The sequence below is a fragment of the Kluyvera genomosp. 3 genome, assembly GCF_011765685.1.
In the GTDB taxonomy this organism is placed as follows: Bacteria; Pseudomonadota; Gammaproteobacteria; order Enterobacterales; family Enterobacteriaceae; genus Kluyvera; species Kluyvera georgiana_A.
Genome location: NZ_CP050321.1, coordinates 3,039,862 through 3,059,936, shown reverse-complemented (window position 1 = coordinate 3,059,936; position 20,075 = coordinate 3,039,862). Strand labels below are relative to the sequence as shown.

The following is a 20,075-nucleotide window of genomic DNA, read 5'->3' as shown; positions in this document are numbered from 1 at the left end:
TGGAGTAGATATGCAGTCGCGCCGCTTACATCGATTGAGCCGTTTTCGTCGGAATAAACGTCAGCTGCGCCAGCGTCTGCGCCAGCGGATTTTTTTCACGGACAGGGTGATGCCAGAAGAGATGGATAAACCAAGAGTGTTGGTGTTAACCGGCGCGGGGATTTCGGCAGAGTCGGGGATTCGGACTTTCCGGGCGGCCGATGGGCTATGGGAAGAGCATAAGGTTGAGGACGTGGCGACGCCGGAAGGCTTCGCGCGTAATCCTGAGCTGGTGCAGAGCTTTTACAACGCTCGTCGCCGTCAGCTCCAGCAGCCGGAGATTGCGCCTAACGCGGCGCACCTGGCGCTGGCCCGGCTGGAAGAGGCGCTCGGCGAGAACTTTATGCTGGTCACGCAGAACATCGACAATCTGCACGAGCGCGCGGGCAACAAAAACGTGCTGCACATGCATGGTGAGCTGCTAAAGGTGCGCTGCACCCAAAGCGGCCAGGTGTTCGACTGGCCGGGCGATTTGCCGGTAGACGAACGCTGCCACTGCTGCCAGTTCCCGGCGCCGCTGCGTCCGCATATCGTCTGGTTTGGCGAGATGCCGTTTGAGATGGACCATATCTATCTCGCGCTGTCGATGGCCGACATCTTTATCGCCATTGGTACGTCAGGCCACGTTTACCCGGCTGCTGGCTTCGTCCACGAGGCTAAGCTACACGGCGCTCATACCGTGGAACTCAACCTCGAACCCAGCCAGGTTGGCAGTGAGTTTGAAGAGAAGCACTACGGGTTGGCGAGCGAAGTGGTGCCAGCGTATGTGGCGAAACTGCTGAAAGAACTGTAATCTCGCGGTGTCGATAATGAAAAAGCGGAGCCTGGGCTCCGCTTTTTTGTGGCCGTTATCCCGGTGTCGCTTCGCTCAACCGGGTGGCGGGATTAACGTCCGGCCTTCAGCTTCTGATAATACTCTTCGTACAGCGTGCTGGCAGCGCCCACATCGTTCTGCCACTCGCCTTTCTGCACGGTTTCTGCGTCCGGGTAGAGCGACTTGTCGTTGGCCACTTCCGGGCTCAGCAGCTTGCGCGCCGCCAGGTTTGGCGTCGGGTAGCCGATGGTTTCTGCAACCTGTTTGGCCACGTCCGGGCGCAGCAGGAAGTTAATCAGCTTCAGCGCGCCCGCTTTGTTTTTGGCGTTGGCCGGAATCGCCAGACTGTCCATCCAGAAGATACCGCCTTCTTTCGGCCAGACGATTTCCAGCGGCGTACCTGCCTGACGGGCGACGAATGCCGAGCCGTTCCACACCATGCCGAGATTCACTTCGCCTTCCATATACGGGTTGGCCGGGTTGTCAGAGTTGAAGGCGGCCACGTTTGGCATCAGTTTTTTCAGCTCGTTATAGGCCGCTTCAATCTCTTTCGGGTCGGTGGTGTTGCCGGAATAGCCCAGCTTGCGCAGCGCAATCTGGAACACTTCGCGAGCATCGTCGGTCAGCAGCAGGCTGCTTTTGTATTCCGGTTTCCACAGATCGGCCCAGCTGGTGACGGTTTTCGGGTCAATCGCGTCGCTGTTGACGCCAATGGCGGTGGCACCCCAGATGTACGGAATGGAATAGTCGTTATTCGGGTCGAACGGCTTATTGAGCATCTCCGGATCGAGATTTTTGAAGTTGCTCAGCTGCGTTTTATCGATCTTCTGAATCATCCCTTCTTTGCGCATTTTATCGACAAAGTAGGTGGACGGTACCACCAGGTCATAGGCGCCGTCTTTATAGGTCTTGAGCTTGGCGTACATGGTTTCATTCGATTCGTATGTCGAATAGATAACCTTAATGCCGGTCTCTTTGGTGAACTGTTCCAGCAGTCCGGGCGGAACATATTCCGTCCAGTTATAGAAGTACAGCGTTTTGCTATCGTCCGCGTGGGCTGCGCTCATACCGAGCGCTAAAGCACCTGCCGCGAGCAGGTGGCGTGACCATTTCATCATTTTACGTCCCCTGAGTTAGTGCCTGACCTTCAGGCCCTTCGTTTTATCACGTGCAATCAGCTGGCTGGCAATCACCATCACCAGCGACAGAACCAGCAGAATGGTAGCCAGCGCGTTCACTTCCGGCGATACGCCAACCTTCACCATCGAGTAGATCTTCAGCGGCAGAATCTCGTAGCCTGGCCCGGTGACGAACGACGAAACCACCACGTCATCCATCGACAGGGTGAAGCTCAGCAGCCAGCCCGCGGCGACCGCCGGCATGGCCAGCGGCAGGATAATTTTGCGCAGAATGGTCAACTCGCTGGCCCCCAGATCTTTCGCCGCCTCCAGCATCCGTACGTCAAAGCCTTTAAGGCGCGAGAAGACGGTGACCACCACGAATGGCAGGCAGAAAGTGATGTGTGAAAACAGCAGCGACCAGAAGCCGAGCTGGATCCCTAACAGCATAAACAGCACCAGCAGGGAGATAGCCATGACGATATCCGGCGACATCATCACCACAAACAGCATCCCGCTGACAAACGGTTTACCGCGGAAACGGTAGCGATAGAGCGCCACAGCGGTCAGCGAACCAATAAGCGTCGCGGCGGTGGCGGAGAAAATCGCCATCGTCAGCGAGTGCTGGGCCGCCTGCAGCAGGCTGTCGTTGTTCATCAGCAGGCTGTACCACTGGGTGGTAAAACCCTGCCAGTTGATCCCGAAACGAGAACTGTTAAACGAGTTCACGATCAAAATGATAATCGGAATATAGAGATAAGCATAAATGGCGGCCATAAAGCCACCGCGCAGCAGTCGACCGATCATTCCAGTTCCACCTTCTTGTTCAGCAAACGCGAAGCGCGCCAGTAGACCAGCAGCATCAGCCCCATCACTACCGTTAACGTAATGCTGGTGGCGGCGCCGAACGGCCAGTCGCGAATGTTGAGGAACTGGCTCTTAATGACGTTGCCGATCAGCAGGTTTTTCGCGCCGCCCATCAGATCTGAGACGTAGAACAGGCCCATCGCCGGTAACATCACCAGCAGACAACCGGCGATAATCCCCGGCATAGTCAGTGGAATGATGATACGAATAAAGGTTTGCAGCTTGTTGGCGCCAAGATCTTTCGCCGCTTCCAGTAGCGGTTTATCGAGCTTTTCGATGCTGGAGTACAGCGGCATGACCATAAATGGCAGCAGAATATACACCAGGCCGATGATCACCGCGCTGGGGGTGAACATGATGCGGATGGGCGTATCAATGATGCCGAGCCACAGCAGGAACTCGTTGAGGTAGCCTTTGGTGCTGAGGAAAATCTTTAATCCGTAGATGCGGATCAACGAGTTGGTCCAGAAGGGGACGATCAGCAAAAACAGCAGCAGCGGGCGCACCTTCCGCGGCAGGCGGGCGAGGAACCAGGCGAAGGGATAGCCCAGCACCAGACACGCCAGCGTGGCGATAGCGGCCATATTCAGCGAGTGCAGCAGCACTTGCGCATACAGCGGGTCGAGCAGGCGCGCATAGTTGTCCAGCGTGAAGATCATCTGGACAAAGTTGGCATCGTCACGCGTCAGGAAGCTGGTGACGATAATCATCAGGTTGGGCAGGAACACAAACAGCACAAGCCAACCGACGATGGTGGCAATCACCACGTTCTGGAACTTACTTGTGCTCTTCATCAGCCAGTACGACCTCCCAGCTTTCGACCCAGTTGATCGCCATTTTCTGGTCCAGCGAGTGGTCGAAATCAGGGTCGTCTTCGTTGAAGAATTCGCTGACCATCACCATCTTGCCGTTTTCCAGTTCGACGACCGATTCCAGAGTCATGCCCTTGTAGTTGCGTTCGCGGATATAGCCGATAAGCCCTTCCAGCTCATTTCCGTCGTGGATCTCCTCGACGCGCAGATCTTCCGGACGCAGCAGAACGTGAAGCTTTTGTCCCGCGGTGACCGGGAAATTGACGTAGATATTGCACTCGCGACCTTCAACGTTGGCGCGCACGCGCTGCTCGTCAAGGCGTTCAATGACGGTCGCGTCGAAGAGGTTAATCTCGCCGATAAAGCCAGCCACAAACAGGTTTTTCGGCTCCTCGTAGATTTCACGCGGGGTGCCGTCCTGCTCAATTTTACCGTCGCGCATCACCACGATGCGGTCTGACATGGTCAGCGCTTCTTCCTGATCGTGGGTGACGAAGACAAAGGTGATGCCGAGCTTACGCTGCAGGGCCTTCAGCTCGTTCTGCATCTGCTTACGCAGCTTGTAGTCGAGTGCGGAGAGAGACTCATCCAGCAGCAGTAGGCTAGGCTTATTGACCACCGCGCGGGCGATGGCGACGCGCTGCTGCTGGCCACCGGAAAGCTGATGCGGTTTACGTTGTGCGAACTCTTCCAGTTGGACCATGCGCAGGGCCTCATTCACCCGCGGCGCAATTTCGCTGGCCGGCGTTTTTTGCATGCGCAGGCCAAAGGCGACATTGTCGAAAACGGTCATATGTGGGAAAAGCGCGTAGCTCTGAAAGACGGTATTGACGTGGCGATCTTCAGCCGGAACGTGGGTGATATCCTGGTTTTCCAGGTGGATCTGCCCGGCATCGACGCTCTCCAGCCCGGCAATCAGGCGCAGGACGGTCGTTTTGCCGCAGCCAGAGGGGCCAAGCAGCGTGAGAAACTCGCCGTTATTGATGGTCAAATCGAGATCCGAAATGACCGTTTTACCATCGAAGTCCTTGCGAATCCCCACCAGTTCCACCAGCGGTGACAGCGAACGCGATTTTGTATTCAATTTATTACTCTGTCCCATGTAAACGCATCGAAAAAAATCTGGCGATGCGGGGTTTGTGGTTAACCACCTTTAGACGTTTAGAGGTCTGATACGTATTAATAAGGGCTGGCATTCTACGGCAAACGTGCTCAATCGCCAATCCTTGTTAAACTTACTATAGGAATATCTGACGATTAGATGCCGTTCGGGGAAAAAAAGTTGCCTTTGCCGGGCTAAAAGTGACCTGACGCAATATTTGTCTTTTATGGCTTATTGATAATGTTGTCACAAAAAGTGAGGGTGGCTACATGGATAAATTGCTTGAGCGTTTTTTGCAGTACGTTTCTCTGGACACGCAATCGAAGCCCGGCGTGCGTCAGGTGCCGAGTACCGAAGGGCAGTGGAAACTGTTACATCTGCTCAAAGAGCAATTAGAAACGATGGGGCTGGTGAACGTTACGCTGAGCGAGAAGGGCACGGTCATGGGGACCCTGCCTGCGAACGTCAGCGGCGACATTCCGGCGATTGGTTTTATCTCCCATGTGGATACCGCACCGGATTTTAGTGGTAAGAACGTTAACCCGCAGATCGTTGAAAACTATCGCGGTGGCGATATCGCGCTGGGCATCGGCGATGAAGTGCTTTCGCCGGTGATGTTCCCGGTGTTGCATCAACTGTTGGGCCAGACGCTGATTACCACCGACGGCAAAACGCTGCTTGGCGCTGATGATAAAGCCGGCATCGCCGAAATCATGACCGCGCTGGCGGTGCTGAAAGGCCAGAACATCCCGCACGGGGATATCCGTGTGGCCTTTACGCCGGATGAAGAAGTGGGCAAAGGGGCGAAACACTTCGACGTTGAAGCGTTTAACGCTCAGTGGGCCTATACCATTGACGGCGGCGGCGTGGGGGAACTGGAGTATGAAAACTTCAACGCAGCGTCGGTCACTATCAAAATTGTCGGCAACAACGTCCACCCGGGCACGGCGAAAGGGGTAATGGTGAATGCGCTGTCGCTGGCGGCGCGTATTCATGCGGAAGTGCCGGCGGATGAAAGCCCGGAAAAAACCGAAGGCTATGAAGGTTTCTATCATCTCACCAGCATTAAGGGCACGGTTGACCGCGCGGAAATGCACTACATTGTGCGCGATTTTGACCGCAAGCAGTTTGAAGCCCGCAAGCGCAAGATGATGGAGATCGCCAAGAAGGTGGGCAAAGGGCTGCACCCGGACTGCTATATTGAGCTGATTATCGAAGACAGCTACTACAATATGCGTGAGAAGGTGGCGGAACATCCGCACATTGTCGATATCGCCCAACAGGCGATGCGCGATTGCGATATTGAGCCCGATCTCAAGCCGATCCGCGGCGGCACCGACGGCGCACAGCTGTCGTTTATGGGACTACCGTGCCCGAATATTTTCACTGGCGGCTATAACTACCATGGCAAGCACGAGTTCGTGACCCTGGAAGGAATGGAGAAAGCGGTGAAGGTGATTGTGCGTATCGCTGAGCTGACGGCCCAGCGCGGCTAACCGGCAAAGAAAACCCGGCGTAGATTTGAGCCGGGTTTTTTATGTAGGCCGGATGGTGGCTTCGCCTTATCCGGCCTACCATCGGCGTTGGTCCGGTCGTTTATTCTGCGAAGAACCAGTATCCGCTGTTGACCAGCGCGGTCAACATCACCAGGAACGACGGGTCGTCCAGCGCCTCACCGAAGTGCTGACTTTCCAGCATAATACTGCCCGCCATCGCATCCAGCGCATGCTGGTGCGGCGAATCTACTTTCTCGCCGTTAACGAAGAAGTCATCGCCAATGCGGATGACCCGCAGCCCGCCCAGGCGCTGTAACATATCGCCTTGCTGCAGCGCGTCGTAAATCTCATCCGGCTGATACGGCGGCTCCGGCGGCGCAACGTCAAGCTCGTGGCGCGACTGGCTGATAAATTCCCCCAGCCACTGCTGGAAATGCTCTGGTTGCTGTATCAACCCCAGCATCATATCGCGCAGACGATCGACCTCTTGCGGCAGCAGATCTGCCGGGTGGTCGCGTGCCGGAACGTCCGGGTCGCTGTAGTGCTGGTTGCCCAGATCGCGTTGCAGAATATAGTCGGCAAAGCCGCTAATCAGCTCGCGGCTGTTTGGCGAGCGGAAGCCCACGGAATAGTTGAGCGAGTTTTCCAGTGCGTAGCCTTCGTGCGGGAATCCCGGTGGAATATAGAGGATATCGCCGGGCTCCATCTCTTCATCAATGATGGCGTCAAACGGCTGCACCTGGAGCAGATCCGGATGTGGGCAGTGTTGCTTGAGCGTGGTTTTCTCGCCCACGCGCCAGCGGCGACGGCCAGTGCCCTGGATAATAAACACGTCATACTGGTCGACGTGCGGGCCAACGCCGCCGCCGGGGACGGAGAAGGAGATCATCAGATCGTCGATACGCCAGTCGGGGAGGGCGCGGAACGGGCGCATCAGCGCGCTGGAAGGTTCGTGCCAGTGATCAACGGCCTGGACCAGCAACGACCAGTTGCTCTCGCCCAGATGATCGTAGCTTTCAAACGGACCGTGGCTGACCTGCCAGTCACCGTCAAGATGACTCACCAGTCGGCTATCAACCTCATTTTCCATCGCCAGACCTGCCAGTTCATCCGGTGAAATGGGGTCAATAAAATTGGCGAAGCCGCGTTTAAGCACGACCGGTCGTTTTTGCCAGTAGCGCGCCAGAAAATCGGGCCAGTTTAACGTTAAGTGGTATTCCATATGACTTTTTCCGCAGCAGATGTATGTCCGGATTATACATCTTATTCACAAAACTACCCTGCTGCGGAAACAGAATTTACCCTTCGTGACCGTCCAGATTCTGATGACCGAAGATCACTTCCATTTTCGCGCCGCCAAGGAGGCTATCGCGGGTCACAATCTGGCCGTCATACTGCTCGACGATATCACGGACAACGGCAAGGCCAACGCCCTGTCCTGGGCGCATGGTATCGGCGCGCTGACCGCGGTCGAACACGATATCGCGTTTGCTCTGCGGAATGCCTGGGCCATCATCCTCAACGATAATATGCAGGTAATCATCGGTCTGGCGGGCGGAAACCTCGACAAATTCAAGGCAGTATTTACAGGCGTTATCCAGCAGGTTACCCATGACTTCCATAAAGTCGTTTTTCTCACCGGCAAAGGTGATTTCCGGTGAAATATCCAGCGTGATATTTACCCCTTTGCGCTGATAGACCTTATTGAGCGCGGAAGTCAGGCTATCGAGCAGCGGCGCCACCGGGTGCAGTTCACGGCTGACCAGCGTACTGTCGGTGCGCATACTGGCGCGATGCAGGTAATAGCCGATTTGCTGCGAGATACGGCTAATTTGTTCCAGCATCACCGGCTCTGCCTCGCTGACGGTGATTTTTTCACTGCGCAGCGAACGCAGCGAGCTTTGCAGCACCGCCAGCGGCGTTTTCAGGCTGTGCGTCAGGTCGGTGAGGGTGGTGCGGTACTTATCATAGCGTTCGCGCTCGCTTTTCAGCAGCCGGTTGAGGTTGCGTACCAGGCTGGTCAGCTCGCGGGTGGTGTCCGGGTTGAGGTGTTCACGGTGATGATCTTCTAGCTCACGCACTTCACGGGTGAGGTCGGCGATGGGGCGCAGGCTCCAGTGAGCGGCAATCCACAGCAGCGGAATCACCAGCAGCAGGTTGGCGGCCAGCACGTAGGAGAACCAGCTCCAGACCATGTAGGAGCGTTTAAGCTCAATGGGCACGGTGTCCACCACCACGATGGTGAGAGCGGGCATCGTACTGGTCGCCGGGTAGCTATTGACGGCCACCGAGTGCGTCATCTCCGAATCATCGCCGGCTTGCTGCATTTCACTGAGTTCTTTTTGAATCTCGTGATTGCCGTGAAGGAGCGTACTGGAGGAGGTTGCATTGGCCTCGATTTCATAAAACCCATTGCCTTTCAGCCACTCGGGTTGAATGCTTTGGGTCAGCCACGGCAGATTTTTTTGCTGCCACAGCAAATTTCCCTTGTCGCCGTAAATCAGCGCCACCGTCGGGCCCTGCATATTCAGATTATCGGGGATCTCTACGTCCAGCTTATTGTTTTCCCATCTGGCGAGGGTATAGAACAGGTTGCTCTCGCCGCGTAGCAGACGAAAAGTTGTTTTATCAAAGCTGACGCTGTAGCCCACCAGCGCCACCATGCCGTAGGCCAGCGACAGAACGATAACCACGGCGGCTGTCGCCAGCAGAAAGCGCATCCGCAGCGACAGCGGCAGAATATGCCGTCGGATATTTTTCATTCGCGAAGTTCGAACAGATAGCCCTGGCCGCGTACGGTAATAATGACGTCCTGCGGGTACTGAGCCTGAATTTTTTTACGCAGGCGGCCCATCAGCACATCGATAGTGTGACTTTCGCGCAGCTCGGCGTCCGGATAGAGCTGAAGCATTAAAGAATCTTTACTGACCACTTTGCCATTATTGCGGATCAGCGTTTCCATAATGGTGTATTCGAAGGCGGTGAGTTTGATCACTTCTTCATTAATGGACAGTTCGCGACGTGAAAGGTCCACCTGGAACGGGGGTAAAGAGATCACCTGCGAGGCGTGGCCGCTGTTACGACGCATCAGCGCCTGCATGCGGGCGGCAACTTCTTCAATATGGAACGGCTTGGTGACGTAGTCGTCAGCACCAGCGCTCAGTACCTCCACTTTGTCCTGCCAGCTTTCACGCGCGGTCAGCACCAGAATCGGTAGTGAAATATCATGGCTGCGCCAGCGGCGAATCAGCGACAGGCCGTCTTCATCCGGCAACCCAAGGTCGACAATGGCAATATCGGGAATATGCTCGCCTAAAAAATAGTCTGCTTCCTTCGCATCTTCTGCGGCATCCACCTGATGACCCATTTCCTGGAGCTGAACTTTCAGGTGATGACGTAACAGAGCGTTGTCCTCTACGACGAGTACGCGCATGCTGTTTCTCCATTAAATTAACGACGTGAATAGTTTAGCGCTAAATATTGCTACAAACCACATGATGTTGAAATCACATGATTTTTATCTCTACGGTTATGCCGGAGCCCCACATCATAAACCATACGTGCATTTTCGCGTTCCTGCTGACGATCTCATTGATTGACAACGCTCTGGCTCACTTTTGCTCATTTAATCTGGTGCCCTTTCCAGGGTGTGTGAACTATAAACTGACTCCCATTCGTAAGCTTAAGCATTTCTGATAAAACCGACGTTTGTTTATTCACTGTTAAAGGTATCCGGACCCGGTATCACGGCTCTGAAGCGGTGTTGGTAAACGATTTATAGACTATGGTTATTTTTGTGGTTGCTAAGCAGACGAAGCATTAGTGCTAATGCATAATAATGAGAAGTTAACGCATGGCAACTATCAGATCTCGCAACTAAATTTGTTAAAATCGTGATTATTATGTTGAGGAACCACCTTGAAGAAGAAAACCAGTTGTTTAGTGATGAGTAGCATCCTTGGAGGTGCTGGCATGCTGGCTTCTCCATTGGCATTGGCGGATTGTACCGATCCATCGGGTGCGACGGTAACCTGTAGTAACAGTGTTACGACGCCACAATATTTTCGCACTGACGGACAAAGTGTCACTGTTGCCCAGGGAACGCAATTTACAACCACTGGGAGTGATACTGCTATCCATTTTGGCAGCCATAAAGCAAGTTTGCTGAATAATGGGGACATCACTTCCGATGGTGATGGGATTCGTTTTTTCTCGACAAATAATTCCAAAGTTGAAAATAAGGGGACCGTGACAACTTCAGGTGCCCGCACTAATGCTATCAATGTGGCAGAAGTGGCAGATAGTGAAGTTTTAAATACCGGTAAATTGGTGACAACGGCCGATGAGGCTAATGGGATTTTTTTAAACGTTGTTTCAGGTAGCTCTATAACCAATAACGGCAATATTACAACGTCAGGGGCGAATGCTGATGGTATTAATGCGCACGCCTTCCAAAGTAGCCTGATTGCAAATAACGGTAATATCACGGTTAATGGCGCAGGAAGCAACGGTATTTATGTCGGGAGTAACGTAACGGATACGACCCTGCAAAACCTGGGGAATGGTGTTATTTATGCCCCGAATGGGACGGGTATTACGGTGACTGAGAGTGTCGCAATAAATACCCTTCTCAATGCCGGTATTATTGATGGTGGCGTGACAGGGGTATCGTTAGGAGGGACCTCTCAGACCGGAACATTAGTCAATACAGGCACTATCATTGGTGGTGGTAGCGGCAACGCTGTGGTGTTAACGGATACTGCGAAGGTGAACCAGTTCGAGAACAAGGGGTTAATTGGCGCACTAACGGGTGATGCTATTCAGGTTGCCAGCACAAGTACAATTGCCGGGGGCATTAATAACCAGGGGATTATTATTGGGCGAGTCAATGCTCCGAACAGCGCGATGAGTAACAGCGGTATTTTTGAGTTGCTCAGCAGCCAGCAGCCCTCAACGGTTAATACTTACGTTCAAAATAGCAATGGTGTGCTGGCGTTGCAGGCAGACAGCACCAGTAGCTATGGACAGTTAAATGTCGCCGGGAATGCTTCACTGAATGGACGGACAGTGGTGATCACCCGAGGTAGCACAAGTTTTGCTGATGGTGATGAACTGGTTGATGTCGTAACGGCGAGTAATATCACGGGTTCACCATCGGCGGTACTGGATGACTCGCTTCGTTATCAGTTTATTCAGGTGCAAACCGGAAGTAGCTACTCCCTGAAAATTGCCGAGACCAAACTCACTACCGTCAATAACGCCATTACTAATACCAGCCAGAACACGTCATTGGTTGGTGTTGGGGCCGTGGTGGATAACATTATCAACAACAATAATACCGGCTCTCAGAACTGTACCGGCGCTCTGGCGAGTACGGTATGTGCCATCACCTCGTCATTTAATGCCAGCCAGGTTCACAAAAATGTGGTTCAACTTGCTCCGTTGATGGATGGCAGCATGACATACATTGAAATGAATAATCTGCGCGCATTTGGCGATATCGTAAACAGCCGTCAGGAGTCTGTTCGCGGTCAGGGTTATACCAACGAATTTAATCCTGAAAAATACCTGTGGATCCGCCCGGTTGGACGCTGGGATAACCAGTCCAACCGTGGCGATTACGCAGGTTATAACGCCGATACCCGTGGGATCGCCATCGGTGCGGATGGCCTGATATTAGACAAAACCCGTCTTGGCCTGGCGCTGGGCATGAGTCGAACAGACGTTAACGATACCTCGGATGACATCCGCCATGATGCGCGTGTGGATAGCTGGAATATTCTTGCTTATGGCGGCTATGATTTTACGCCTGACACGGCTGTAACCTGGCAAACTGGCTTCGGGCGAAATAATACGACCGGCAATCGTTATTTGAATATTGAAAACCCTACCGATGGAAGCACTGCCTACAATGGCGTCGCACACTCAGATTACGACAGTGATACGTTCCAGGCTGGGATAGGGCTGCAAAGCACTTTCCACCCCATGGATGACGTTATGCTGACTCCTGAACTGCGTACTGATTACTATCGCGTGAAGGATAAAGGTTACCAGGAGACTGGCGCCGACGATGTCGGCCTGAAGGTGGGAGGGGTCACAACCGAGGCCCTGGTGGTTTCCAGTAAGTTGAAAGCGGGCATCAAGCTTTCGGAGATTGTTGATGTACATGGTTATGTCGGGGCGGGTTACGATACAAAGAACGATCGTAGCAAAACCACGGCGGCATTTATTGGCGCAGCGGACACGCCGTTTACCTATCATGGTATGAGTGAAAGCCCGTGGATTGCGATGGCCGGTGTTGGTGTGACGGCCAGATTCACAGATGTGCTTGATGGCACCGTACAGTATGATGCGAATCAACGAACACAATTCACCAGCCAGAGCATTAGCCTGAAGGTGCGTTACGCTTTCTAAAAACTGTTGAAATAGCTGATTAGCCAGTGACGATTGTTGCTGGCTTTTTATTGCAATAAGGAACGCCCTGGGACATCAGCCCCAACGGGCTAGCGGCGAGTTTCCAGCGCTGACAGTGAAATGAGGGAAAATCCCCTTCTCCAGAACGAAGAAGGGGAGAGCCGCGATTATTTCAGCTCGTCGACCATGGTGATGGCGCGGCCGATGTAGTTCGCCGGGGTCATCGCCTTCAGGCGGGTCTTCTCTTCTTCCGGCAGCGCAAGGCCGTCGATGAACTGCTTCATGCCTTCGGCATCAACGCGTTTGCCGCGGGTCAGCTCTTTCAGCTTCTCGTACGGCTTCTCGATACCGTAGCGACGCATTACCGTCTGGATCGGCTCAGCCAGAACTTCCCAGTTATGGTCCAGTTCATCCAGCAGACGATCGCGGTTCACTTCCAGTTTGCTCACCCCTTTCAGCGTGGACTGATAGGCAATCAGTGCATAACCGATACCCACACCAAGGTTACGCAGTACGGTAGAGTCGGTCAGGTCACGCTGCCAGCGGGAAACCGGCAGTTTACTGGCCAGGTGTTGCAGTACGGCGTTGGACAGCCCCAGGTTGCCTTCGGAGTTTTCGAAGTCGATCGGGTTGACCTTGTGCGGCATGGTGGACGAGCCAATCTCGCCGGCGATGGTTTTCTGTTTGAAGTGGTTCAGCGCAATGTAGCCCCACACGTCACGATCGAAGTCGATAAGGATCGTGTTAAAGCGAGCGACGCAGTCAAACAGTTCGGCGATATAGTCGTGCGGTTCGATCTGGGTGGTGTACGGGTTCCACTGAATGCCCAAAGAGGTAACAAACTCTTCGCTAAACTGATGCCAGTCAACCTCTGGATAGGCGACAATGTGGGCGTTGTAGTTACCCACCGCGCCGTTGATTTTACCCAGAATTTCAACCTGGCTGAGCTGACGATACTGACGCTCCATACGGTAAGCAACGTTCGCCATCTCTTTACCGATGGTGGACGGCGTGGCAGGCTGACCGTGAGTACGGGAGAGCAGCGGGATATCGCGATACTGCACCGCCAGATCTTTGATGGCGTCGATAATCTTACGCCAGTACGGCAGCACCACGTCTTCACGGGCGGTTTTCAGCATCAGCGCATGGGACAGGTTGTTAATGTCCTCGGAGGTGCAGGCAAAGTGGATAAACTCAGACACGGCGTGCAGTTCAGGCACGGACGCGACTTTTTCTTTCAGGAAATACTCAACTGCCTTCACGTCATGGTTGGTGGTACGCTCGATAGTTTTAATGCGCGCGGCGTCTTCTTCGCTGAAGTTAGCCACGATGCTATCAAGGTAACCGTTTGCGTCGGCAGCAAAAGCAGGAACTTCCTTGACGGCTGCGTGTGCGGCCAGCTTTTGCAGCCAGCGTACTTCGACTTGTACACGGAATTTCAGCAAACCATATTCGCTGAAAATCCCGCGCAGCGCGCTGACTTTATCGCCGTAGCGTCCATCGACAGGGGAAACGGCGGTCAGTGAGGATAATTCCATAGATCACAACTCCGGGGTTAAATGAGCAAGAATTTGTTTTGCCTGAGCGGTCAGGCGATTACGAGAAAACATCAGCTGCAGACGTCCGCCACCGACCTGGTGCCACAGCACCGCAGAGCGGATCCCAGCCAGCAACGAGGCGCGGACTTTGGCCTGAACCTGTGGGCTTTGCAGCACAGCAGGGGAGCCGGTGACCTGAATACGCGGGCCAAGTGGGCTGATGACGTCAACATAGATACCCGCCATGGCGCTTAGCAGGGTATCGGACTGCAAATCAAAATGGTCGAGCTGGCGCTGTAACCCATTGATGCGGTTACCCAGCGTCTCCATAGCGCCTTTAGCGGCGGCGAGCTTGCGCTCAAGCACCATCAGGCTAAGAGTATAGCGGGTTAACTCGGCGTTCAGACCCTGACGGCTGCTGGCATTGAGCACGCCGAGTAAGGTTTCCAGGCCGAGACGAAGATTCGCTTCGCTGCCACCGAACACGCCCAGCGCGGAGTCTGGGTTGAGGTCGATAACGCTGTTCAGCGAGACGTGTAACGCCTCGCCGTCGCAGTGCCCCTGATGGGCCAGCTGCTGCACCAGACGGGCTGACTGGCAAATTCCCGCCAGCGCCAGGGTGATGTCATAGTAATTCTTCGCCACGCTAACTCCTTGTTGGCGCCTGGCCCGGCGGCGCGACGCCAGGCAGGCTACGTTATGCCCTGTTCAGACGAGGGCTTTATTCCACCGGCAGCGGCAGGCGCTGCTCAATCACGCCGCCGCCCAGGCAGACTTCACCGCGATAGAACACGGCGGACTGGCCCGGAGTGACTGCGGCAACAGGTTCATCAAAACGAACCTCAATACGTTCTGCATCCAGTGCGGTGACGGTGCACGGGATATCCGTCTGACGGTAGCGGGTCTTCACGGTGCAGCGGAAGGTGCCGGTGACCGGTTCGCGATCCACCCAGTGCAGCTGTTGGGCAATCAGACCCACCGACATCAGACGCGGGTGATCGTGACCCTGAGCGACAACCAGAATGTTGTTCTCAACGTCTTTATCAACGACATACCACGGATCTTCGCTGCCTTCTTTGGTGCCACCGATGCCCAGACCTTTACGTTGACCCAGCGTGTGGTACATCAGCCCCTGATGGATGCCAATCTCATCGCCATCAACGGTGATGATTTTGCCCGGCTGTGCGGGCAGGTAGCGGCCAAGGAACTCGCGGAATTTGCGCTCGCCGATAAAGCAGATACCGGTAGAGTCCTTTTTCTTCGCGGTGATGAGATCCAGCTCTTCGGCGATTTTACGCACCTGCGGTTTTTCCAGTTCGCCAACCGGGAACAGGCTTTGCGCGATCTGTTCGTGGCCCAGCGTATAAAGGAAGTAGCTCTGGTCTTTGTTGCCATCAAGGCCACGCAGCAGTTGGCTTTTACCGTCGACGTCAGCACGGCGCACGTAGTGGCCGGTGGCGATGTAGTCGGCGCCGAGGTCTTCTGCAGCGAATTCCAGGAAGGCTTTAAACTTGATCTCTTTGTTGCACAGGATGTCCGGGTTCGGCGTACGACCCGCTTTGTACTCCTGCAGGAACAGTTCAAAGACGTTGTCCCAGTATTCGGCAGCAAAGTTCACGGTGTGCAGCTCAATGCCGAGCTTATCGCACACCGCCTGCGCATCGGCAAGGTCGGCGGCGGCAGTACAGTATTCCTCGCCGTCGTCTTCCTCCCAGTTCTTCATGAACAGGCCTTCCACCTTATAGCCCTGTTGTTGTAACAGGTAGGCGGAAACAGAGGAATCAACACCGCCGGACATGCCGACGATCACTTTTTTCTGGCTTTCTGACATTGGAATACTCACGACATTGGACTTCAAGGCGGCATATTCTAGCACGCAGCCCGTTACTTGGCACCCTCGGTAAACGGCCAGTTAAACGCGCCAATTAATGACAGCGGATAGCGCTCGTTCTGGTGATAGCAACGAATGCTTTCTGCCACCAACGCAGAGCGCAGATTTTTCGCCTGGAGGACCTCTTCCGCGCTGACCCACAGGCAGCGATCGATATCACTATCGTGCGGCTGGGTAGGGCACAGATCGTTAAGTTCAATCGCAAAAAGGAAACGCAGAAACGGCGTACGGTCCGGGGCAATCCACTGGTGCAGACGGATAAAGTGCTGCGGCGTTGCGCGAATGCCGGTCTCCTCCCATAGCTCGCGTTCGGCGGCTTGTACCAGCGTTTCATCGGCTTCCAGATGACCGGCTGGCTGGTTCCATAGCGCTTTACCGTTGATGGTTTCTTCAACCACGAGAAATTTGCCTTTGGCGTGAACCACGCAGGCGACGGTAACGTGAGGTTTAAACATGCGGCATCCTTATCGGGGGAGAGTGACGATAAGGATATAAAGAAGAGGCGGGGGAAATCAAACCTTCGCCGGTGAACTCCAGCTCTGTTGCAAAAGAATGCCTTTATTATCGCTTAAGGTGACGGTGATTTGCGTCCATTCGCCGTGGGGGATATCCAGCATCATGCTGGCTAGCGGCTGCGGGTGCTGCCCTTTTATGACCACATTGCCGCTCTGGCTGCTGTTGCTCTGCCCCGATTGCCCCTGATGAATCACGTTAATGGTCATCTGGCAGTTGCAGTCATCCGTCAGCGTAGCCATGGGGGTAACCACCAGCGCATCGTCCTGCTGCTGGGTTTCAAACCACAGCTGGTTGCTGAGCGCGGCGGCAATAAGCAGTAGATGCATAGTCGGCCTCGTGATTAAGAGAAAAAAGCCGGATGAACATTCATCCGGCTGTGTGGGTCAGTTCTGATTCACGTAAGAGGTGTTGCCGAGACCGGATTGTTGAACGTAGGTCACAGCGGTGTTGTGTGTCTGGTTGACGTTACTGAAGTTACCGGCATTCGTCTGAGCGACTAAGATAGCTGAATCATTAGCGCTTTGAGTGACGTAAGATTTGTTCGAGCCCACAGTCTGCTGTACATCCACAATACTGTTTTTACCCGCCTGAACAATATCAGACAAATTGAGGTTGCCTGTCTGTAGCACCGAACTTGAATTACCGGTACCGGATTGTTTAACGCCGGAGCTGTTGGCGATGCCGTCTTGTGACACCACAATCGCATTACCCGCGCCGCCCAACTGCTGTGTTGCCGAAGAGGTATTATTCGTACCTTTCTGAGTCACACTGATTGAACTGGTTGTACCGTTCTGTGTGGCCAAAGATTGGTTACCCGTACCATATTGGTTGACGAATACCGCGCTTTTGGTCGCCGTCTGGTTTACCGTGGAGCTACCATAATTGCCGTACTGATGGACATCAATGACGGATCCTGATGAGCTTGCCTGGTTAGCCTGGGAGAAGTTGCCGGTGCCCGGTTGGTAAATATGGATGGCCTGATCCCACTTGCCGTTTTGCGGCACGATAGGTGCTTTGCCCGTAATCAGCGGGATGTCTGGAAGCGTAACGCCAGAGCTGCCGGAGCTACCCCCTCCTGGAGGCCAACTACCACCGCCTTTATCCTCATTCCCGGCGACTGCGACTCCAGAGACTAACAGCGATGACAAAATAACAATTTTCCACGTTTTCATTGAGATACCCCATAGGTTTAGAGATTGGTCAATCAGTTAAAACACTAATTTTGGGTAATACGAATTGCCATTCCTGCCGAATTTTGCACAACGGCCGCGCCGCGGCTTGTGCCTGTTTGATTAATCTGCGTAATATTGCCAACGCCTTTGCTGACAATCTTCGCAGAGTTATCAAAACCGGTTTGTGTAACATCCGCCTGATTTGCCGATCCTACCTGGACCAATACAGCAGAATTATTCGTCCCTGATTGACTTACCGTCGCGTTGTTACCGTTACCGTATTGAGCTATTGCCGCGCGATTATTAAAACCATTTTGGTTTAATATCGCGTTGTTATATCCACCAACCTGGGAAATAGAACCGTAAATATGCGAGCCTGACTGATTAATAGCCGCGTTATTACCGCTGCCATGTTGACCAGTAATCGCTACCATATCGTAGTTCTGACGATATTTATTCAGCCCCGAAAACTCAGAGCTGGCAAGATCGCCTCCCGCGGTCGCCAGATATGAACAGCCCAATAAGGGTATTATTAATAACCACTGTTTCATAATGGCACCTTGATTTAACCAACGGTTAAAGTCAGGAGTTAAACCAGCGATACCTTAATCCGTGACGGAGTGCGGTAGCGCTGATTTATGGATTGAGTATGTCCAGGAGATATATTCCCTGTTTTCGCCTGGATTACGTATTTTGAAAAGACACGTCAGTCAATAGTATGAGGAACAATGGATGAGATAGCAGGCGCGGTGTGGTAGTCAGCCCATGTTAATTAGCCCGGCGAGGGTGACTGGGTAAACGTATTTGTTGTAGGTCCTAAGCTAAATTATTCCACGCTAAGCCCCATCGTGGAAAATAATGTTTACAGCGAGCGCCATTTTCGGCAGCAGACGGCATATCTTGAATCGTCTGGAGTGTAAATACGCATACTAATACAGTCCTTATGGGAAAGGATAAAACGCATTTTTTTATATAAATCATAATGAATAACGCATTTTTCTGAAATAAAATGACATCTTCTTGTTACATTTTGAAACACAAATAGTTCTTGCGATAAAAATTCGAATGTCTAGATTGAACTGTATTGCAGCATTTTGGGAAGAAGCACGCCTTCTGTGCTTTACACCCTTTATTGTCATACTTATTAATTCAGCAACTACACAGAACCGCGACTCTTTCTGCATATGCATATTACCTGCATAGCAGAAAGAGTCCGCGTTCAGGGCAGCAATCGGGATGGGATTTCATAATGCCGAAAGAAACTGAACAGGTGCATAACGATATTTTGCTGTTAATAACAAGACCGTCATTGCAGGCAACTGCTTTGGTTCATCAACTCAAAACATCGTTACCAATAAATGTCAAAATACAGAATGTTCAAAGAATGCTTGAGCAACCTGACGCCGAGCGCATTCTGGTTCTGTTTGATCTGAGTGAGTCAGATAAAAAAAGAACGCTACTCTGGCAAAGCGAACTCCGGCGATTGCGAGAAAAAGTCAAAGTATTGTTGATTAATATGCCAGAGGACTATCACTTTCATGAGGTTGAGTCCTGGTTTGGAATCAGCGCCGTTTTCCATCTTTCCGTAGATGAACAAACTTTAGTGAATGGCATTCGCAATGTCATGAACGGTGGTTGCCATTTCCCTCACGATCTTACCAGCTATCTTATTAATCAGTCAGGCAGTTATCGATACCATGACGATACCAGCGGCCTGACACAACGCGAGAAAGATATTCTTAATAAACTGCGCATGGGCGCTTCTAATATTGAAATTGCCCGTCTGCTATTTATTAGTGAGAATACTGTGAAAACACATTTATATAATCTTTTTCGCAAGATATCTGTAAAAAACAGAACGCAGGCGGTTACCTGGGCAAACGAAAACCTTAGACGCTAATCATGAAAAAATTGATAGTGGTAATGGTGGCATTAATGATGCTACTGGTAATCCGCGCCAGCGCTGCAGCAGAAATAGAAGTGCCGGGGCTGGTGACGGATAATACTATCACTCGTGTGGGGCACGATTTTTATAGAGCATTCACCGAACACTGGGAGGAAGAATACCCCGGCGCCATTACGATTAATGAACGGCCCAGCGCCCGATGGGGCAGTTGGATAACCATTAAAGTCGATCAAGATTTATTGTATCAGACGTTCTTATTTCCTGGTCACAATGACTTTGATAAACAAGTTAATGTCGCACTAGCCTCCGTGTATGAGGCTTTGCAGAAACGCGCCATTAATAAAGCGTTATTAAATACCGGCGACTTAACCAAAGATGAGTTCTAGGAGC

At 52.9% G+C, this 20,075-nt stretch carries 19 protein-coding genes; 5 read left to right on the top strand and 14 right to left on the bottom strand.

What is annotated here, in order from left to right; translation table 11 throughout:
* The first annotated feature begins 10 nt into the window (after positions 1 to 10).
* Positions 11 to 832: a Sir2 family NAD+-dependent deacetylase gene (gene cobB, locus GY169_RS14485; RefSeq protein WP_163448083.1), complete on the top strand. Its 822-nt coding sequence runs from the start codon at positions 11 to 13 to the stop codon at positions 830 to 832.
* A 92-nt stretch (positions 833 to 924) separates the two neighbouring features.
* Here cobB and potD read toward each other — a convergent pair whose 3' ends face one another.
* Genes potD through potA form a run of 4 tightly spaced genes read right to left on the bottom strand, consistent with a single transcriptional unit; the run spans position 925 to position 4,752 of the window.
* A complete protein-coding gene (gene potD / locus GY169_RS14480; RefSeq protein WP_065356314.1) occupies positions 925 to 1,971 on the bottom strand; it encodes a spermidine/putrescine ABC transporter substrate-binding protein PotD in 1,047 nt (348 codons plus the stop codon).
* Between the two features lie 15 nt (positions 1,972 to 1,986).
* The gene (gene potC / locus GY169_RS14475) at positions 1,987 to 2,778 is read right to left on the bottom strand and encodes a spermidine/putrescine ABC transporter permease PotC (RefSeq protein WP_065356315.1); all 792 of its coding nucleotides are present in this window, start codon (positions 2,776 to 2,778) and stop codon (positions 1,987 to 1,989) included.
* Entirely contained in the window at positions 2,775 to 3,632 is an 858-nt protein-coding gene (gene potB / locus GY169_RS14470) for a spermidine/putrescine ABC transporter permease PotB (RefSeq protein WP_167576177.1), read from the bottom strand. Before potB ends, potC begins: the two co-directional genes overlap by 4 nt.
* A complete protein-coding gene (gene potA / locus GY169_RS14465) occupies positions 3,616 to 4,752 on the bottom strand; it encodes a spermidine/putrescine ABC transporter ATP-binding protein PotA (protein WP_065356317.1) in 1,137 nt (378 codons plus the stop codon). The genes potB and potA overlap by 17 nt, the downstream gene beginning before the upstream one ends.
* A gap of 269 nt (positions 4,753 to 5,021) precedes the next feature.
* On the opposite strand from potA, the gene pepT reads away from it, so the two are divergent.
* Positions 5,022 to 6,248 carry a peptidase T gene (pepT, locus tag GY169_RS14460; protein ID WP_167576176.1) on the top strand — a complete coding sequence of 409 codons (1,227 nt, stop codon included), beginning with the start codon at positions 5,022 to 5,024 and terminating at the stop codon, positions 6,246 to 6,248.
* 100 nt (positions 6,249 to 6,348) lie between these two features.
* Here pepT and GY169_RS14455 read toward each other — a convergent pair whose 3' ends face one another.
* The 3 genes from GY169_RS14455 to phoP form a co-directional block, all read right to left on the bottom strand.
* A complete protein-coding gene (locus GY169_RS14455) occupies positions 6,349 to 7,470 on the bottom strand; it encodes a cupin domain-containing protein (RefSeq protein WP_167576175.1) in 1,122 nt (373 codons plus the stop codon).
* A 76-nt stretch (positions 7,471 to 7,546) separates the two neighbouring features.
* A complete protein-coding gene (phoQ, locus tag GY169_RS14450) occupies positions 7,547 to 9,010 on the bottom strand; it encodes a two-component system sensor histidine kinase PhoQ (protein WP_167576174.1) in 1,464 nt (487 codons plus the stop codon).
* Complete coding sequence (phoP, locus tag GY169_RS14445) at positions 9,007 to 9,681, bottom strand: two-component system response regulator PhoP (protein ID WP_167576173.1); 675 nt, start codon at positions 9,679 to 9,681, stop codon at positions 9,007 to 9,009. The genes phoQ and phoP overlap by 4 nt, the downstream gene beginning before the upstream one ends.
* A gap of 485 nt (positions 9,682 to 10,166) precedes the next feature.
* Between phoP and GY169_RS14440 the strand changes: the two genes are divergently transcribed.
* Positions 10,167 to 12,662: an autotransporter domain-containing protein gene (locus tag GY169_RS14440; RefSeq protein WP_167576172.1), complete on the top strand. Its 2,496-nt coding sequence runs from the start codon at positions 10,167 to 10,169 to the stop codon at positions 12,660 to 12,662.
* 167 nt (positions 12,663 to 12,829) lie between these two features.
* Here GY169_RS14440 and purB read toward each other — a convergent pair whose 3' ends face one another.
* From purB to GY169_RS14405, 7 genes are all read right to left on the bottom strand, one after another.
* Complete coding sequence (gene purB / locus GY169_RS14435) at positions 12,830 to 14,200, bottom strand: adenylosuccinate lyase (protein WP_167576171.1); 1,371 nt, start codon at positions 14,198 to 14,200, stop codon at positions 12,830 to 12,832.
* Positions 14,201 to 14,203: 3 nt separating this feature from the next.
* Positions 14,204 to 14,845: a high frequency lysogenization protein HflD gene (gene hflD / locus GY169_RS14430; RefSeq protein ID WP_167576170.1), complete on the bottom strand. Its 642-nt coding sequence runs from the start codon at positions 14,843 to 14,845 to the stop codon at positions 14,204 to 14,206.
* Between the two features lie 76 nt (positions 14,846 to 14,921).
* Positions 14,922 to 16,031, bottom strand: a complete 1,110-nt coding sequence (gene mnmA / locus GY169_RS14425) for a tRNA 2-thiouridine(34) synthase MnmA (protein WP_167576169.1) — start codon at positions 16,029 to 16,031, stop codon at positions 14,922 to 14,924.
* Between the two features lie 53 nt (positions 16,032 to 16,084).
* On the bottom strand, positions 16,085 to 16,546 hold the full coding sequence (locus GY169_RS14420) for an NUDIX hydrolase (protein WP_167576168.1): 462 nt from the start codon (positions 16,544 to 16,546) through the stop codon (positions 16,085 to 16,087).
* Positions 16,547 to 16,603: 57 nt separating this feature from the next.
* Positions 16,604 to 16,933 carry a curli assembly chaperone CsgC gene (gene csgC / locus GY169_RS14415; RefSeq protein ID WP_167576167.1) on the bottom strand — a complete coding sequence of 110 codons (330 nt, stop codon included), beginning with the start codon at positions 16,931 to 16,933 and terminating at the stop codon, positions 16,604 to 16,606.
* A gap of 57 nt (positions 16,934 to 16,990) precedes the next feature.
* A complete protein-coding gene (locus GY169_RS14410) occupies positions 16,991 to 17,779 on the bottom strand; it encodes a hypothetical protein (protein WP_167576166.1) in 789 nt (262 codons plus the stop codon).
* 44 nt (positions 17,780 to 17,823) lie between these two features.
* Entirely contained in the window at positions 17,824 to 18,330 is a 507-nt protein-coding gene (locus GY169_RS14405) for a curlin (protein WP_167576165.1), read from the bottom strand.
* A gap of 698 nt (positions 18,331 to 19,028) precedes the next feature.
* Here GY169_RS14405 and csgD point away from each other — a divergent pair.
* Together csgD and csgE are read left to right on the top strand one after the other, a co-directional pair.
* Entirely contained in the window at positions 19,029 to 19,679 is a 651-nt protein-coding gene (gene csgD / locus GY169_RS14400) for a biofilm master transcriptional regulator CsgD (RefSeq protein WP_163448798.1), read from the top strand.
* A 2-nt stretch (positions 19,680 to 19,681) separates the two neighbouring features.
* The gene (csgE, locus tag GY169_RS14395; RefSeq protein ID WP_163448797.1) at positions 19,682 to 20,071 is read left to right on the top strand and encodes a curli production assembly/transport protein CsgE; all 390 of its coding nucleotides are present in this window, start codon (positions 19,682 to 19,684) and stop codon (positions 20,069 to 20,071) included.
* Positions 20,072 to 20,075 lie beyond the last annotated feature (4 nt).

What these genes read in the sequence shown, in the direction of transcription:
- potD (WP_065356314.1), bottom strand. Translation starts at nt 1,971, where the DNA reads ATGATGAAATGGTCACGCCACCTGCTCGCGGCAGGTGCTTTAGCGCTC.
- phoP (WP_167576173.1), bottom strand. Translation starts at nt 9,681, where the DNA reads ATGCGCGTACTCGTCGTAGAGGACAACGCTCTGTTACGTCATCACCTG.
- potB (WP_167576177.1), bottom strand. Translation starts at nt 3,632, where the DNA reads ATGAAGAGCACAAGTAAGTTCCAGAACGTGGTGATTGCCACCATCGTC.
- csgD (WP_163448798.1), top strand. Translation starts at nt 19,029, where the DNA reads ATGCCGAAAGAAACTGAACAGGTGCATAACGATATTTTGCTGTTAATA.
- csgE (WP_163448797.1), top strand. Translation starts at nt 19,682, where the DNA reads ATGAAAAAATTGATAGTGGTAATGGTGGCATTAATGATGCTACTGGTA.
- GY169_RS14410 (WP_167576166.1), bottom strand. Translation starts at nt 17,779, where the DNA reads ATGAAAACGTGGAAAATTGTTATTTTGTCATCGCTGTTAGTCTCTGGA.
- GY169_RS14405 (WP_167576165.1), bottom strand. Translation starts at nt 18,330, where the DNA reads ATGAAACAGTGGTTATTAATAATACCCTTATTGGGCTGTTCATATCTG.
- purB (WP_167576171.1), bottom strand. Translation starts at nt 14,200, where the DNA reads ATGGAATTATCCTCACTGACCGCCGTTTCCCCTGTCGATGGACGCTAC.
- GY169_RS14455 (WP_167576175.1), bottom strand. Translation starts at nt 7,470, where the DNA reads ATGGAATACCACTTAACGTTAAACTGGCCCGATTTTCTGGCGCGCTAC.
- cobB (WP_163448083.1), top strand. Translation starts at nt 11, where the DNA reads ATGCAGTCGCGCCGCTTACATCGATTGAGCCGTTTTCGTCGGAATAAA.
- potA (WP_065356317.1), bottom strand. Translation starts at nt 4,752, where the DNA reads ATGGGACAGAGTAATAAATTGAATACAAAATCGCGTTCGCTGTCACCG.
- mnmA (WP_167576169.1), bottom strand. Translation starts at nt 16,031, where the DNA reads ATGTCAGAAAGCCAGAAAAAAGTGATCGTCGGCATGTCCGGCGGTGTT.
- csgC (WP_167576167.1), bottom strand. Translation starts at nt 16,933, where the DNA reads ATGCATCTACTGCTTATTGCCGCCGCGCTCAGCAACCAGCTGTGGTTT.
- pepT (WP_167576176.1), top strand. Translation starts at nt 5,022, where the DNA reads ATGGATAAATTGCTTGAGCGTTTTTTGCAGTACGTTTCTCTGGACACG.
- potC (WP_065356315.1), bottom strand. Translation starts at nt 2,778, where the DNA reads ATGATCGGTCGACTGCTGCGCGGTGGCTTTATGGCCGCCATTTATGCT.
- phoQ (WP_167576174.1), bottom strand. Translation starts at nt 9,010, where the DNA reads ATGAAAAATATCCGACGGCATATTCTGCCGCTGTCGCTGCGGATGCGC.
- GY169_RS14420 (WP_167576168.1), bottom strand. Translation starts at nt 16,546, where the DNA reads ATGTTTAAACCTCACGTTACCGTCGCCTGCGTGGTTCACGCCAAAGGC.